General features: G+C 77.6%; 14 protein-coding genes. 6 read left to right on the forward strand and 8 right to left on the reverse strand.

What is annotated here, in order from left to right; all coding sequences use genetic code 11:
• Positions 1-248: 248 nt before the first annotated feature.
• Positions 249-956 carry an ANTAR domain-containing protein gene (locus ACI780_RS18870; protein ID WP_457004903.1) on the forward strand — a complete coding sequence of 236 codons (708 nt, stop codon included), beginning with the start codon at positions 249-251 and terminating at the stop codon, positions 954-956.
• A gap of 166 nt (positions 957-1,122) precedes the next feature.
• Here ACI780_RS18870 and ACI780_RS18875 read toward each other — a convergent pair whose 3' ends face one another.
• On the reverse strand, positions 1,123-2,685 hold the full coding sequence (locus ACI780_RS18875; RefSeq protein WP_456868808.1) for an MFS transporter: 1,563 nt from the start codon (positions 2,683-2,685) through the stop codon (positions 1,123-1,125).
• Between the two features lie 118 nt (positions 2,686-2,803).
• On the opposite strand from ACI780_RS18875, the gene ACI780_RS18880 reads away from it, so the two are divergent.
• Together ACI780_RS18880 and ACI780_RS18885 are read left to right on the forward strand one after the other, a co-directional pair.
• On the forward strand, positions 2,804-3,736 hold the full coding sequence (locus ACI780_RS18880; protein WP_456868809.1) for a helix-turn-helix domain-containing protein: 933 nt from the start codon (positions 2,804-2,806) through the stop codon (positions 3,734-3,736).
• A complete protein-coding gene (locus tag ACI780_RS18885) occupies positions 3,733-4,275 on the forward strand; it encodes a dihydrofolate reductase family protein (protein ID WP_456868810.1) in 543 nt (180 codons plus the stop codon). Before ACI780_RS18880 ends, ACI780_RS18885 begins: the two co-directional genes overlap by 4 nt.
• Here the strand turns inward: ACI780_RS18885 and ACI780_RS18890 are convergent, their stop codons facing one another.
• The 4 genes from ACI780_RS18890 to ACI780_RS18905 all read right to left on the reverse strand — a co-directional run bounded on the left by ACI780_RS18890 (position 4,276) and on the right by ACI780_RS18905 (position 8,464).
• Positions 4,276-4,878, reverse strand: coding sequence for a YceI family protein (locus ACI780_RS18890; RefSeq protein WP_456868811.1), 603 nt, complete (start codon positions 4,876-4,878; stop codon positions 4,276-4,278).
• 80 nt (positions 4,879-4,958) lie between these two features.
• Positions 4,959-5,768: an acyl-CoA thioesterase gene (locus ACI780_RS18895; RefSeq protein ID WP_456868812.1), complete on the reverse strand. Its 810-nt coding sequence runs from the start codon at positions 5,766-5,768 to the stop codon at positions 4,959-4,961.
• 147 nt (positions 5,769-5,915) lie between these two features.
• Positions 5,916-7,058, reverse strand: a complete 1,143-nt coding sequence (locus ACI780_RS18900) for a thiolase family protein (RefSeq protein ID WP_457004907.1) — start codon at positions 7,056-7,058, stop codon at positions 5,916-5,918.
• 35 nt (positions 7,059-7,093) lie between these two features.
• Positions 7,094-8,464: an MFS transporter gene (locus tag ACI780_RS18905; protein ID WP_457004909.1), complete on the reverse strand. Its 1,371-nt coding sequence runs from the start codon at positions 8,462-8,464 to the stop codon at positions 7,094-7,096.
• A gap of 52 nt (positions 8,465-8,516) precedes the next feature.
• Here ACI780_RS18905 and ACI780_RS18910 point away from each other — a divergent pair, with 52 nt between their 5' ends.
• Positions 8,517-9,617 (forward strand): LacI family DNA-binding transcriptional regulator, encoded by a 1,101-nt coding sequence (locus ACI780_RS18910; RefSeq protein ID WP_457004911.1) that lies wholly within the window; start codon positions 8,517-8,519, stop codon positions 9,615-9,617.
• Here the strand turns inward: ACI780_RS18910 and ACI780_RS18915 are convergent.
• Genes ACI780_RS18915 through ACI780_RS18925 form a run of 3 tightly spaced genes read right to left on the reverse strand, consistent with a single transcriptional unit; the run spans position 9,614 to position 12,302 of the window.
• Positions 9,614-10,390, reverse strand: a complete 777-nt coding sequence (locus tag ACI780_RS18915) for a crotonase/enoyl-CoA hydratase family protein (protein WP_457004913.1) — start codon at positions 10,388-10,390, stop codon at positions 9,614-9,616. The two genes, ACI780_RS18910 and ACI780_RS18915, sit on opposite strands and share 4 nt — an antisense overlap.
• 29 nt (positions 10,391-10,419) lie before the next feature.
• Entirely contained in the window at positions 10,420-11,520 is a 1,101-nt protein-coding gene (locus ACI780_RS18920; protein WP_456868817.1) for a CaiB/BaiF CoA transferase family protein, read from the reverse strand.
• Positions 11,517-12,302, reverse strand: a complete 786-nt coding sequence (locus tag ACI780_RS18925; RefSeq protein WP_456868818.1) for a dienelactone hydrolase family protein — start codon at positions 12,300-12,302, stop codon at positions 11,517-11,519. The genes ACI780_RS18920 and ACI780_RS18925 overlap by 4 nt, the downstream gene beginning before the upstream one ends.
• 184 nt (positions 12,303-12,486) lie before the next feature.
• Between ACI780_RS18925 and ACI780_RS18930 the strand changes: the two genes are divergently transcribed.
• A complete protein-coding gene (locus tag ACI780_RS18930) occupies positions 12,487-12,630 on the forward strand; it encodes a hypothetical protein (RefSeq protein ID WP_456868819.1) in 144 nt (47 codons plus the stop codon).
• Positions 12,631-12,786: 156 nt separating this feature from the next.
• On the forward strand, positions 12,787-14,028 hold the full coding sequence (mftD, locus tag ACI780_RS18935; protein WP_457004915.1) for a pre-mycofactocin synthase MftD: 1,242 nt from the start codon (positions 12,787-12,789) through the stop codon (positions 14,026-14,028).
• The last annotated feature ends 39 nt before the right edge of the window (positions 14,029-14,067 follow it).

Genomic DNA, 14,067 nt, shown 5'->3' on the forward strand with positions numbered 1-14,067 from the left:
CCGCGCGGCCGCGCCGGCCCGCGCCGGCCCCGCACCCCCCCCCCCCCCGCGCCCCCCGCCCCCCGCCCCCCCCCCCCCCCCCCCCCCCCCCCCCCCCCCACGCCCCGGGTAGTCTCCTCGGCGCGCGTCACACAGCCGGCGTGCAGGAGGGGGCCTCGCCCCACCCGTACGGGGTCCTGGAACCACCGGGTCCCCCGACCTGCAGCCGGCACCCACCGCCGGCCACCCCGGCCCCCGGAGTACGACACGTGACCCGCCCCGACGACGACCTCTTCTGCGCTGCCCTCCTCGACCTCGGCCTGGTCCCCGCCGACCGGCCCCTGCCGCTGCTGCTCGAACAGGTCGCCGCCCTGGCCGCCGACGTGCTGGGCGCCCGGCCGGCGCTGTCGGTGACCGTCGTGGGTCCCGACCGCGGCAGCACGGTCGGGGCCAGCGCCCAGGTCGCGGCCTCGCTCGACGAGGTCCAGTACACCGCCGGGGAGGGGCCCTGCCTGACGGCCGCCACGACCGGCGAGGTGGCGGTGGTCGCCGACACCGAGCGCGAGCAGCGCTGGCCCGCGCTGACCGCGGCCGCCGCCGCGGGCGGCGTCCGGAGCCTGGTGTCGACGCCCTTCCCCTCCCGGTCCGTGGCCGGGGGGCTCAACCTCTACCTGCAGCCGCCACTGACCGCCGGCGGCGTGCCCCGCGACCGCGCCGAGCGGTTCGCGCGCCACGCCACCGTCGCCGTGGCCAACAGCCACCTCTACGGCCGCAGCGTGCAGCAGGCGCAGAACCTGCACGCAGCGCTGGAGTCCCGCGCGGTCATCGACCAGGCGAAGGGCGTCCTGGTGGAGCGCTACCGGCTCACCGTGACCCAGGCGTTCGAGGCGCTGGTCCGCGTCTCCAACGAGACGAACACCAAGGTCCGCGACCTCGCGGCACACCTGGTCGACACCGGCGAGTTCCCGCCGGCCTGACCCGCCGGGCGGGCGGTCCTGCCGCCCGGGATCTCGAGCGGCAGGACCTGACCGGCCCCGGCCCCCCGGGTGGCGGCGCCGGCTGCGACCAGTGTCGGGGCCGGTCCGCCCGGCCGCGACCGCCGGCCGGCGCTCGCGTCCCCCTGCCGCGTCGCCCGGCCGGCGCTCAGCCGTGCGCGGCGTGCCCGTGGCTGTGCACGCCGTCGGGCCCGTGCCGCTCGTCGGGCACCGGACCGCCGTCGTCGGCCGCGCGGTCGACGCCGTCGCGGTCGGCGGCCCGGTTGCGCCGCAGGTCGACCACGCCGAGCACCAGCGCGGCCGCGGCGCCCAGCACCGACACCCCCAGCCCCGCCGCCGCGGCGAGGGGGTAGTCGTCGCCGGTGGCGCCGAGCACGAGGTAGAACAGGCCGGGCAGCGCCGCGGTGCCGACCGCCGCGCCGAAGCGCTGGGCGGTCTGCAGGCCGCCGCCGGCCGAGCCGGCCATGGCCACCGGCACGTCGCGCAGGGTCATCGTGATGTTGGGCGAGATCACCAGGCCGCCGCCGATGCCGCCCAGCAGCAGCGCCGGCGCGATGGCCCACCCCGCCGCCGACGGCGGGACGAGCAGCAGCACGCACGCGGCCGCCGCCAGGCCGGCGATCACCGTTCCGAGCCCGAGCACGGTCAGCTTCCGCCCGTACCGCTCGACCAGCCGCCCGGCCACCACCGCCGAGGACGCCGACCCCAGCGCGAAGGGCGTCACCGCCAGTCCCGACTGCAGCGGCGTGTAGCCCAGGCCGGTCTGGAAGAACAGCGCGAGCACCAGCCAGATGCCGCTGAAGCCGACGAAGTAGACGGTGCCCAGCGCCGCGCCGATGCCGTACCCGCGGGTCTGCGTGACCAGGCGGGGGTCGAACACCGGCTGGCCGTCGCGGGCCACCACCCGCCGCTCCCAGGCCACGAAGCCGGCCAGCAGCGCCGCGCCGACGACGAACAGCCACCACAGCCGTGACAGCCCGCCGGCCTCGGCCTGCACCAGCGGGAAGAGGACGGCCAGCGCCCCGGCGCCGAGCAGCAGCACCCCGAGGACGTCGATCCGCCCGCGCCCGCCCGACCCGCCGCGCGGCAGCAGCCGCAGGGCCAGCAGGAAGGCGACGACGCCGATCGGCACGTTGACGTAGAACAGCCAGCGCCAGCCGTCGGGGCCCGACGCCAGGCCGAGGATCGCCCCGCCGGCGACCGGCCCGACGGCGGTGGAGATGCCGACCGTGGCACCGAACAGGCCGAAGGCCCGGCCGCGCTCGGCCCCGCGGAACAGCTGCTGGATGAACGCGGAGTTCTGCGGCGCGAGGCACCCGGCGGCCAGCCCCTGCACCAGCCGCGCGGCGACGAGCCAGCCGATCGACGGCGCCGCGCCGGCGGCCGCGCTGGCCAGCACGAACCCGGCGAGGCCGGCGAGGAACAGCCGCCGCCGGCCGAGGGCGTCGCCCAGCCGCCCGGCGGGGACCAGCGCCAGCCCGAAGGTCAGCGCGTAGCCCGACACCACCCACTGCACCGTGGCCGGCGTGGCGCCGAGGTCGTCCTGCAGCGAGGGCAGCGCCACCGACACGATGCTGACGTCGAGCAGCGACATGAACCCGACGACGAGGGTGACCGACAGCGCCTGCCAGCGCCGGGGGTCGGGCCGGTACCCCTCGTCCGGGCCGGCGGCGGAGCGGGGCGCGGTCTCGGCCGGGGAGCGGGGTGGCACGACGGGGGGCCCTACCCGGTCGTGCGCGACCGACACCCGCCGCCCGCGCGTCGCACCGGCCGGGACAGCGCAAGAACGGTCGGGCGCCGCGGGCGCGGCGCTCGCCAGACTGGTCCCCGTGACCCCACCCGGACGCGACCGGCTGCGCGAGCTCCTCGACGCCGTCCTCGACGAGGACAACCGCACGCTCACCGACATGGCCGGCGACGCCTACGCCTCCCCGTTCCACTTCAGCCGGCAGGTGTCGGTCGGCGCCGGCGAGTCACCGGTGGCGCTGCGCCGCCGGGTGGTGCTGGAGCGCGCGGCCTGGCAGCTGCGGCAGGGCGCCAGCGTCACCGAGGTGGCCCTCGCGGCCGGCTACGAGTCGGTCGAGGGGTTCAGCCGGGCCTTCGCGCGGGCCTACGGCCGCACGCCGGGCAGCCTGACCACCGGCGACGGCGGCGTGCGGGCGCGCGACGAGCACTGGCTGCCCGCGCCCAACGGCCTGCACTTCCACCCGCCGTCGTCGCTGTGGGTGTCCGACGAGCCGGTGCGCCGCGGCGGCGACGCGGTCACCGCGCTGCTGGTGCACCACGGCGTCGAGGACACCCGGGCGCTGCTCGAGCTCGCCAAGGGCCTGCCCGACGAGGAGTACCGGCGGGTGCGCGCCCCCGGCCTGTCGGTGCTCGCGTGGAGCGGCACGGAGGAGACGCTGGCCGCCGTCCTCGACGAGCTGGTGTGGACCCTCGAGGTCTGGGTGGCCTCCATCGAGGGCGGCGACACCCCCGCGCGCGGCGCCGACGACCCGGCCGCGCTGCTGGACCGGCACGACGCCGTCGCACCGCGGTGGCTGGCGGCCGTGCGGGAGGTGTCCCGGCGCGGCGCGTGGAACGACCGGCTGGTCGACGCGCTGTGCGAGCCGCCGGAGAGCTTCGTCCTCGGCAGCGTCGTCGCGCACGTCCTCACCTTCTCCGCGCACCGCCGCCTCCTGGCGCGGCACTGGCTGCGCGCGGCCGGCGTCGAGGTCGACGCCGGCGACCCCATCGAGTGGCTCTCCCGGAGGGACCGATGACCCGCACCGTCTACTACACCGCCACCTCGCTGGACGGCTTCATCGCCGACGCCGAGAACTCGCTGTCCTGGCTGCTGTCGCGCCAGGTCGACCAGGAGGGGCCGATGGGCTTCTCGACGTTCGAGAAGTCACTCGGCGCGATGGTCATGGGCGCCACCAGCTACGAGTGGATCCGCGAGAACGGCGGGCCCGACCCCTGGTCCTACGCCCAGCCGGCCTGGGTGCTCACCCACCGCCGGCTCGAGCCGTTCCCGGGCGCCGACATCCGGTTCGCCGCGCCGGGCACGCCGGAGGAGCTGCGCGCGCTGCACGCGGACATGGCCGCGGCGGCCGGGGACCTCGACCTGTGGGTGGTCGGCGGCGGGCCGGTGGCCGCACAGCTGGCGGGCGTCGGGCTGCTCGACGAGGTGGTCGTCGCCATCGCGCCGGTGACGCTGGGCGGGGGTGCGCCGCTGCTGCCGGCGCGGGTGGAGCTGGTGACCCGCGAGGTGGCGCAGAACGGCGAGTTCACCTGCGTCCGCTACGACGTCGTCCGCTAGCTACTGGTCGGCGCGGATCACCGAGACGTCGAACTCGACCTGGATGCGGTCGCTGACCAGCACGCCGCCGGTGTCCAGCGGGGTGTTCCAGGTCAGGCCCCAGTCGCTGCGCTTGATCGCCAGCGCGCCCTCGAAGCCCACGCGGGTGTTGCCGAACGGGTCGCGCGCCGAGCCGGTGAGCGTGAACTCCACGGTCACCGGCCGGGTGACGTCGCGGATGGTGAGGTCGCCGGTGACCTCGTAGACGCCGTCGTCGACCTGCTCGACGTCGGTGGAGGCGAAGACGAGCTCCGGCCACCGCTCCACGTCGAGGAAGTCCGGCGAGCGCAGGTGGGCGTCGCGGTCGGCCTGGCCGGTGTCGATGCTGGCCGTCCGGATGCGGATGCCGACCGTGCTCGCGCCGGGCTTGGCGACGTCGAGGTGCGCCTCGCCCTCGAAGTCGGTGAACGCGCCGCGGACCGTCGTCACCATGGCGTGCCGCGCCCGGATGCCGATGCGGGTGTGCGCGACGTCGATCGTGTAGTCACCCGAGACGTCGGACAGCGCGGCCGTCGCCGCGTCGAAGTCGGTGGGACCGCCGTCGGGTGCCCGGTGCTTGGCCACGTGGTCGTCCTTCCCCCAGTCAGCCTCCCCATCCTCTCCGATCAGCCCGGCGCTGCCACCGCCGGGCTCCCCGGGGGCGGTCAGCGGCCGGGGCGGAAGGGGTTGCGCCCGGGCCGGAACAGCGTCTCCTGGGCGAGGCTGGCGGCCAGGACGCCGTCGCCGGTGGTCACCGAGCCGGTGTACCAGCCGCGCCCGCCGGAGACGGTGTGCGGGACGAGGTCGACCAGCACCCACTCGTCGAGCCGGGCCGCGCGGTGGAACCACACGGCGTGGTCGAGCGTGGGCCCCGGCGCCGCCTCGTCCTCGGGCAGCGCGGCCAGCCCGGTGCCGATGTCGGAGAGGTAGGTCAGCGCGCACGCCTGCAGCAGCGGGTCGCCGGGCAGCGGCACCGTGGCCCGCGCCCAGAACCGGGTGGGCGAGGAGGCACCGGGGTGGGGCTGGGCCGGGCGGCGGCTCTCCATGGTGAACAGCCGCGGCAGGGTGAACGGCACGCTGTCCTGCGGCGGCTCGGCGGCCGGCGCCGCCGCCACCTGCAGGTCGGGGCCGGCGGTGGGCGCCTGGAAGGACGCCGACATCGACAGCACGACCTCGCCGCCCTGCACCGCGACGACGCGGCGCGCGGAGAACGAGCCGCCGTCGCGGTCGCGGTCGACGCGGAACACCGTCGGGCGGGCGGCGTCGCCGCTGCGCAGGAAGTAGCCGTGCAGCGAGTGCGGCAGCCGCTCGGGCGCCACCGTGCGACCGGCGGCGAGCAGCGCCTGGGCGGCGACCTGGCCGCCGTAGAGCGGCAGCGGGTCGGTGAACACCAGCGTGCTGCGGTAGAGGTCCCGGTCGATCTCCTCGAGCGTCAGGACGTCGAGCAGCGTGGGCCCGTCGGCGGTCGCCGTCACGACCGCCGACCGTAACCGGGCGCCGGGACCGCCCCGCAGGGCGGCCCCGGTCGGAGGACCCCCGTGCCCCCCACCCCTCGCACGCTCGGGGCGGGCCCCCGCACGGGGCCGCCCCGAGCGCGGCGAGGAGGCGAGCTCAGGACGCGACTAGAGGAGCTCGAGGATGGTGGCGTTGGCCTGGCCGCCGCCCTCGCACATCGTCTGCAGGCCGTAGCGGATGCCGTTGTCGCGCATGTGGTGCACGAGCGTGGTCATGATCCGCGCGCCCGAGCCGCCGAGGGGGTGGCCCAGGGCGATGGCGCCGCCGTTGGGGTTGAGCGCCTTGGCGTCGGCGCCGATGTCGGCCAGCCACGCGAGCGGCACCGGCGCGAAGGCCTCGTTGACCTCGAAGGCGCCGATCTCGTCGACCGACAGCCCCGACCTCGCCAGCGCCTTCTGCGTGGCCGGGATCGGCGCGGTGAGCATGACCACCGGGTCGGCGCCGGCCAGCACCGCGGTGTGCACCCGGGCGACCGGGCGCAGCCCCAGTTCGGCGGCCTTCTCGCTGGTGGTCATCAGCAGCGCGGCGGCGCCGTCGGAGATCTGCGAGGAGTTGCCGGCGGTGATGACGCCGTCCTCGCGGAAAGCGGTCTTGAGCGTGCCGAGCTTCTCCACCGTGGACTCGCGGATGCCCTCGTCCTGGCTCACCACCGTGCCGTCGGGGGTGGTCACCGGCGCGATCTGGGCGTCGAAGCGGCCCTCGGCGCGGGCGGCCGCGGCCTTCTCGTGGCTGGCGACGGAGAACTCGTCGCACTGCTGCCGGGAGAGGCCCCAGCGCTGCGCGATCGTCTCCGCGCCCAGCCCCTGGTTGATCTTCGCGCCGGCGTAGCGCTCGAGGAACCGGGTGCCGAAGGGGTTGGCGTCCTGCCGCGCGCTGCCCATGGGCACCCGCGACATCGACTCCACGCCCCCGGCGACGACGACGTCGTAGTGCCCGGCCACCAGCCCGGCGGCGGCGAAGTGCACCGACTGCTGCGAGGACCCGCACTGCCGGTCGACGGTCACGCCGGTGACCGTCTCCGGCCACCCGGCCGCCAGCGCCGCCGTGCGGGCGATGTCGAAGGTCTGCTCCCCGACCTGGGACACGCAGCCCCAGATGACGTCCTCGATCTGCGCCGGGTCGACGCCGGCCCGCTCGGCCAGCGAGGTCAGCACGTGCGCCGACAGGTCGACCGGGTGCACCCCCGACAGCCCGCCGTTGCGCTTGCCCACCGGCGTGCGCACCGCCTCCACGATCACCGCGTCACGCATCGTTGCTCCCCTCGACAGGTGTGGTCACCGGCACACTAACCCCCGCTCGCGGGGGTGCCGCGGGACCGCAGCAGGAGTCCCGCCGGCACGGCCGCGAGCGCCGCGGCGGTGACCCAGCCCAGAGGCGTCCCGGCCAGCGGCAGGGACGTCCCCGCGCTCGCCCCGGCGACGAGCAGCACGACCGCCACGCCCAGCGCCGTGCCCAGCTGGGCGGCGGTGTTGAGCACGCCGGCGGCCGTCCCCTGCAGCTCGGGGACGACGTCGGTGCCGAGCGCGGTGGCCGCCACCGACGACAGCCCGATGCCGAGCCCGGAGACGGCGACCCCGGCCGGGACGGCCTGCGGGCCCGCGGCCGCGGCGAGCAGGACGAGGTCACCGGCGGCGACGACCGCCAGGCCCGCCGCGGCGGCCGTGCGCGCCGGGACCCGGCCGAGCACCCGGGCGGCTCCGGCGGCGCCGGCCACCACGCACAGGCTGAAGGGCACCAGCGCCAGGCCCGCGGCCGCCGCCCCGAACCCCTCGGCCTCCTGCAGGTGCAGCGTGGCGAGGGTGACCGCCGAGCTCGTCCCGGCGGTGTTGGCGGCCGAGGCGAGCACGCCGGCGCGCAGCCCGGGGTGGCGCACGGCGGCCCGGGGCAGCAGCGGGTCGGCGGCGCGGCGCTCCACCGCCGGGAGCACCGCGGCGGCCGCCAGCCCGCCGGTGACCAGCAGCGCCCCGGGGAGGCGGCGCCCGGGGTCCTCGACCAGCGAGGCCCCGGTGACGACGGCGGCCACCGCGACGGTGAGCACGCCGGCGCCGGCCAGGTCCAGGGCGCCCGCGGCGCGGCGCGGGACGGGCGGCGCGGTCCGGCGCACCGCGGCGAGCAGCAGGACCGACAGCGGCACGGTCAGCCAGAACAGCACCCGCCAGCCGGCCAGCTCGGTGAGCACGCCGCCGAGGACCAGGCCCGACGCCCCCGCCGCCGCGCCGGTCGCGCTCCAGGCGGCCAGCGCCCGGCGGCGCGTCGCCCCGTCCGCGGTCGCGGCGGTGAGCAGCCGCAGCGCGGGCGGCACCGACAGCGCGGCGGCCACCCCCAGCGCGCCGCGGGCGGCCACCAGCACGCCCACCGACGGCGCGGTCGCCGCGCCCAGGGACGCGATCCCGAAGACCGCGAGCCCGGCCTGCAGGACCCGGACGTGCCCGTACCGGTCGCCGAGCCGGGCGCCGAGCACCAGCAGGGCACCGAAGAGGACGGCGTAGACGGTGACCACCGGGGTCGCCGCGGACGCCGGTGCGCCGAGGTCGGCCAGCACCGTGGGCAGCGCCGCGATCACCAGCGTCGTGCCGAGGACGTCGACGAACTGGACCGCGCACAGCACCGGCACCACGCCGCGGGCGGTCCGGGGGGCGTCGACCTCGGGGGTCACGTCCGGGGCGGGTACCCGGCTTCTTCATCGATGAAGCACGGATCATGGGCCCGTGCCCGCCGACCGCCCCCGGACGCTGCGCGACGTCGCGGCGCAGCTGGGCGTCTCGGCCAAGACGGTGTCCAACGCGTTCTCCCGCCCCGACCAGCTCTCCCCCGCGCTGCGCGAGCAGGTGCTGGCCACCGCCGCGCGGCTGGGCTACCCGGGTCCCAACCCGCTGGCCGCGGGGCTGCGCCGGGGCCGGGTCGGCGCGATCGGCGTCGCCTACGACAACGGGCTGTCCTACGCCTTCGACGACCCGGTCGCCGTCGCGCTGCTGGCGGGGGCCTCCACGGTGGCCGAGCCCGAGGGCGCCGGGCTGCTGCTGGTCCCCGGGTCGACCGACGCGCGCCGGCGCCTGGCCGCGGTGCACTCCGCTGTCGTCGACGGGCTGGTGGTCTGCTCCCTCGGCGACGACGACCCGCTGCTGGCCGCGGCCGTCGCCCGCGGGCTGCCGCTGGCCGTCGTCGACCAGCCCCGGCCGGCGCGGCTGGCCGCGCTCGGCGCGCCGGGGACGCCGTGGGTGGGCGTCGACGACCGGGCCGCCGCGGCCGCGCTGGCCCGGCACCTGCTCGACCTCGGGCACCGCAGGCTGGCCGTCGTCTCCTTCGGGATGCACCGGGAGCCCATCCGCCGCGGGCCGGCCGACGAGGCGGTGCAGGCGGCGGCCACCTACGCCGTCACGCGCGACCGGCTCGCCGGCTACCGCGAGGCCGTCGAGGGCGCCGGCCTGGCGTGGTCGGCGGTGCCGGTGTTCCACGGCGAGGACAGCACGCCGGCGGTGGGCGAGGCCGGCGCGGCCGCCGTCCTCGCCGCCGACCCCCGGCCGACGGCGCTGCTGTGCCTGAGCGACCGGATCGCCGAGGGGGTGCTCGCGGTCGCCGCCCGCCTGGGCCTGCGGGTGCCGCGGGACCTGTCGGTCGCCGGGTTCGACGACGCCGCCCCCGCGGCCGGCCTCGGGCTGACCACCGTGCGGCAGCCGACCCGGGAGAAGGGCGGCGCGGCGGCGCGGGCCCTGCTCGACCGGATCGCCGGCCGGCCGGCGCCGGGGCCGGTGCTGCTGCCCACCGAGCTGGTGGTGCGGACCTCGACCGGCCCGGCGCCGGAGAGCTAGCGACCCCGCCAGACCGGCGGGCGGCGCTCGGCGAACGCGGTCGCGCCCTCGCGGGCGTCCTCGGAGGTGAACACCGGCTCGATGAGCTCCTGCTGGCGCGCCCAGCCCTCCTCGGCGGTCCAGTCGGCGGTGCCGCGGGCGATCTCCTTCGTCGCGGCGACGGCGAGCGGGCCGTTGGCGGCGATCACGCCGGCGAGCTCGACGGCGGCCTCCAGGGCGCCACCCTCGTCGACGACCCGGTTGACCAGCCCGACCGCGGCGGCCCGCTCGGCGTCGACCGGCTGACCGGTCAGCAGCATCTCCATGGCGACCGCCCGCGGGATCCGCCGCGGCAGGAACAGCGCGGCGCCGGCCGCGGCCACCAGCGAGCGGCTGACCTCGGGCACGCCGAAGCGCGCCGTCCGCCCGGCGACGACGAGGTCGCAGGCGAGCACCAGCTCGAACCCGCCGGCCAGCGCCCAGCCCTCGACGGCGGCGACCAGCGGCTTGCGCGGCGGGGTCTGGGTGATGCCGCACAGCCCGCGGCCCTCGATCGCCGGCCGCTCCCCGCGCAGGAAGGCCTTGAGGTCCATGCCGGCCGAGAAGGTGCCGCCGGCGCCGGTGAGCACGCCCGCGCGCAGCTCGCCGTCGGCGTCGAGCTCGTCGACGGCGGCGGCCACGCGCTGCGCGACGGCGGCGTCGAGGGCGTTCTTGGCCTCCGGCCGGTTGATCGTGATGACCTGCACGGCGCCGCGGCGCTCCACCAGCACGGGATCGGGCACGCTGTCGGTCACGGGCGGACCTCCTCGTCTCGGCGCCCCGCTCAGCGGGGACGCGACCACTCCTCCAGGACGGCGGCGGCGTCGGCCGGTCCCGGCGACACCGGTGCGGCCGGACCGGCCGGGGTCCGGGAGAACCGCGGCGCGGGCGCCGCCTGCACCACGCCCTCGACCTCGGTGAACGTGCCGCGCGCGGCCAGGTGTGGGTGCCCGGGCGCCTCGGCGGGGTCCAGCACGGGGGTGACGCAGGCGTCGGTGCCCTCGAACACCCGCTCCCAGTGCGCGCGCGGGTGCGCGGCGAAGGCCGCGGTGAACGCCTCGCGCAGCCGGGGCCAGCCCTGGCGGTCCGACTGCGGCGGCAGGCCGGCGTCGGCGAGCCCGAGGCCGGCGAGCAGCTCGGCGTAGAACTGCGGCTCCAGCGCCCCGACGGCGACGAACCGCCCGTCGGCGCAGGGGTAGACGTCGTAGAAGGGCGCGCCGCCGTCGAGCAGGTTGGTGCCGGGGCGGTCGGACCACGCGCCCATCCCCCGCATCGACCACATCAGCTGCGACACCAGCGCGACGCCGTCGACCATCGCGGCGTCGACCACCTGGCCGCGGCCCGACCGCGACCGCTCGTGCAGCGCGGCGAGGACGCCGACGAGCAGCAGCATCGACCCGCCGGCGTAGTCGGCGACCAGGTTGAGCGGGGCCTGCGGCGTCCGCCCGTCGCGGCCCAGCGCGGCCAGGGTGCCGGTGAGGCCGAGGTAGTTGACGTCGTGCCCGGCGCGGTCGGCCCACGGCCCGTCCTGGCCCCAGCCGGTCATCCGCGCGTACACCAGCCCGGGGTTGCGGGACCGGCACTCCTCCGGGCCCAGGCCGAGGCGCTCGGCGACGCCGGGCCGGAAGACGTCGAGCAGCACGTCGGCGCGTGCCACCAGCGAGAGCACGAGCTCGCGGCCCTCGGGCGTCTTGACGTCGGCGACGACCGGGCGGCGCCCGCGCAGCACGACGTCGCGTCCCGCTCCGCCGACCCGCAGCCCGCCGGAGGGCCGCTCCACCCGGACGACGTCGGCGCCGAGGTCGGCGAGCACCATCGCCGCGTGCGGGCCGGGCCCGATGCCGCCGAGCTCGACGACGCGCAGCCCCGCCAGCGGCCCGCTCACGCCGCCGTCCGCAGGTGCCGGTCGAGGAAGCGCAGGATCCGCCCCCACGCGTCCTCGGCCGAGGGCCGGTGGTGGCCGCCGCCGAGCACCTTCTCCAGCGCGGTGATCGCCCCGGGGTGCCGGTTGAGGAAGGAGTGCCCGGCGTCGGGGTACTCGTGCACGTCGTGCTCGACGCCGAGGTCGGTGAGCACCCGGTCCAGCCGGCCGGCGGCGCCGCGCAGCGCGGGGTCGCGGCGGCCGTAGCTGGCCACGACCGGGCAGGCGCCGGCCAGCACCCGCTCGGCGTCCTCCGGCAGGAACCCGTAGTTGGGCGCGGAGACGTCGAAGCCCCGGGTGGCGGCCACCAGCGCGAACCCGCCGCCCAGGCAGAACCCGAGGACGCCGACCCGGCCGGTGCAGTCGTCGCGGTCGGCGAGGAAGCGGCGGGCGGCCTCGAGGTCGCCGAACGCCGGGCCCTCGCCGCGGCTGAGCGCCCGGAACGTGGCGCGCAGGCAGCGCCGGGCCCCGCCGGCGCTGAACAGGTCGGGTGCGACCGCCAGATAGCCCGCGGCCGCGAGCCGGTCGGCGTGGTCGCGGACGTCGTCGGTCAGCCCGAACACCTCGTGGACGACGACCACGCCGGGCCAGGGTCCCTCCCCCACCGGCGGGACGGCGAGGTGCGCGGACAGCTGCGGGGTGCTGACGCCACCGGGGACGACGGTGCTGGGCAGGACGGCCTCCGGGGTCTCGGGCGGCGGGTCGGCGGGCCCGACGCTAGCCCGCCGGTGTGGCCGGCGTCTCACCGGGCCGGGTGCCGCGCGGATCACGGTCCGGGGGCTGGCGCGGACGCCGCGGCGGGAGGACAGTTGGATTTGCAGACCCAGCAGGTGGAAGCCGGTTTCCTGTGACCGGCACCGCACCTGGCGGGCCCGCCGGGGACGGCCGGGAGCGACCGTCGCCGTGGACCGTCGCCCGGAAGGAACCGTCATGACCCGCCTCCGCTCCGCCCTCACCGCCGCTCGCGCCAGCGCCCGGACCCGCCGCGACGAGCGCGCCCTGCAGCGCGCCCTCGCCGCCGCTCCCACCCAGGAGTCGGCGCACGAGATCGCCGCGCTGGCCGCCCGCCGCTGACGCGCCGGCACCTCCCTCCGGCCCCGCGACCCCCGGTCGCGGGGCCGAGCCGTCTCGGCCAGGTGTGGTCTGCGCAACACCTCCGGCGCTAGGGTGGCACTCAGTGCCATCCCCGGCGCAGCCCGGCCCGACGGGTCCGACGGAGCAGGAGACGACATGGCGAACGCGTGGTTCGAGACGGTGGCCGAGGCCCAGCGGCGGGCGAGGCGGCGGCTGCCCAAGGGCGTCTACGGCGCGCTGGTGGCCGGGTCGGAGAAGGGCCTGACCGTCGACGACAACCTGCGCGCCTTCGACGAGCTGGGCTTCGCCCCGCACACGGCGGGCCTGTCCAACAAGCGCGAGATGGCCACCCGCGTCATGGGCCAGGACGTGTCCATGCCGGTCCTGATCAGCCCCACCGGCGTGCAGGCGGTGCACCCCGACGGCGAGGTCGCCGTCGCCCGCGCCGCGGCCGCCCGCGGGGTGGCGATGGGGCTGTCCTCGTTCGCCAGCAAGCCGGTCGAGGAGGTCGTGGCGGCCAACCCGCAGACGTTCTTCCAGATGTACTGGGTGGGCACCCGCGAGGAGATGCTCGCCCGCATGGACCGCGCGAAGCGGGCCGGCGCCGTCGGGATGATCGCCACCCTCGACTGGTCCTTCGCCTACGGCCGCGACTGGGGCAGCCCGTTCATCCCGTCGAAGATCGACTTCGAGGCCGCCCGCCGCTACGCGCCGCAGGTGCTGCTGCGCCCGCGCTGGCTGTGGGACTTCGCGAGGACCGGGCAGATCCCCGACCTCACCGTCCCGAACATGGTCCCCACCCCGGGCGAGGCCGCGCCGACGTTCTTCGGGGCGTACGGCATGTGGATGCAGTCGCCCATGCCGAGCTGGGAGGACGTCGCCTGGCTGCGCGCGCAGTGGGACGGCCCGTTCATGCTCAAGGGCGTCATGCGGGTCGACGACGCCCGGCGCGCCGTCGACGCCGGCGTCACCGCGATCTCGGTGTCCAACCACGGCGGCAACAACCTCGACGGCACCCCCGCCTCCATCCGCGCGCTGCCGGCCGTCGCCGAGGCGGTCGGCGACCAGGTGGAGGTCCTGCTCGACGGCGGCATCCGCCGCGGCAGCGACGTCGCCAAGGCCCTGGCGCTCGGCGCGAGGGCCGTCCTGATCGGCCGGGCCTACCTCTGGGGGCTGGCCGCCAACGGGCAGGCCGGCGTGGAGAACGTGCTCGACCTGCTGCGCGACGGCCTCGGCTCCTGCCTCACCGGCCTCGGCCGGGAGTCCACCGCCGAGCTGTCCCGCGACGACGTCGTCGTCCCGCCCGGCTTCGAGCGGCGGCTCGGTGTCGAGGGTCCCGACGCGCCGGTCGAGTCGGCGCCGCCCTCGCGGCCGAGGCGCGGCCGCAGCTCCGCCTGAACGACCGACGCCGCGGGGGCGGCGGTGACCGGATCGGGG

The sequence above is a fragment of the Geodermatophilus sp. SYSU D00814 genome (genome assembly GCF_054050055.1).

Bases quoted from the DNA above. Each gene is read 5' to 3' on its own strand.
- ACI780_RS18885 (WP_456868810.1), top strand. From the start codon at position 3,733: ATGACCCGCACCGTCTACTACACCGCCACCTCGCTGGACGGCTTCATC.
- ACI780_RS18900 (WP_457004907.1), bottom strand. From the start codon at position 7,058: ATGCGTGACGCGGTGATCGTGGAGGCGGTGCGCACGCCGGTGGGCAAG.
- ACI780_RS18930 (WP_456868819.1), top strand. From the start codon at position 12,487: ATGACCCGCCTCCGCTCCGCCCTCACCGCCGCTCGCGCCAGCGCCCGG.
- mftD (WP_457004915.1), top strand. From the start codon at position 12,787: ATGGCGAACGCGTGGTTCGAGACGGTGGCCGAGGCCCAGCGGCGGGCG.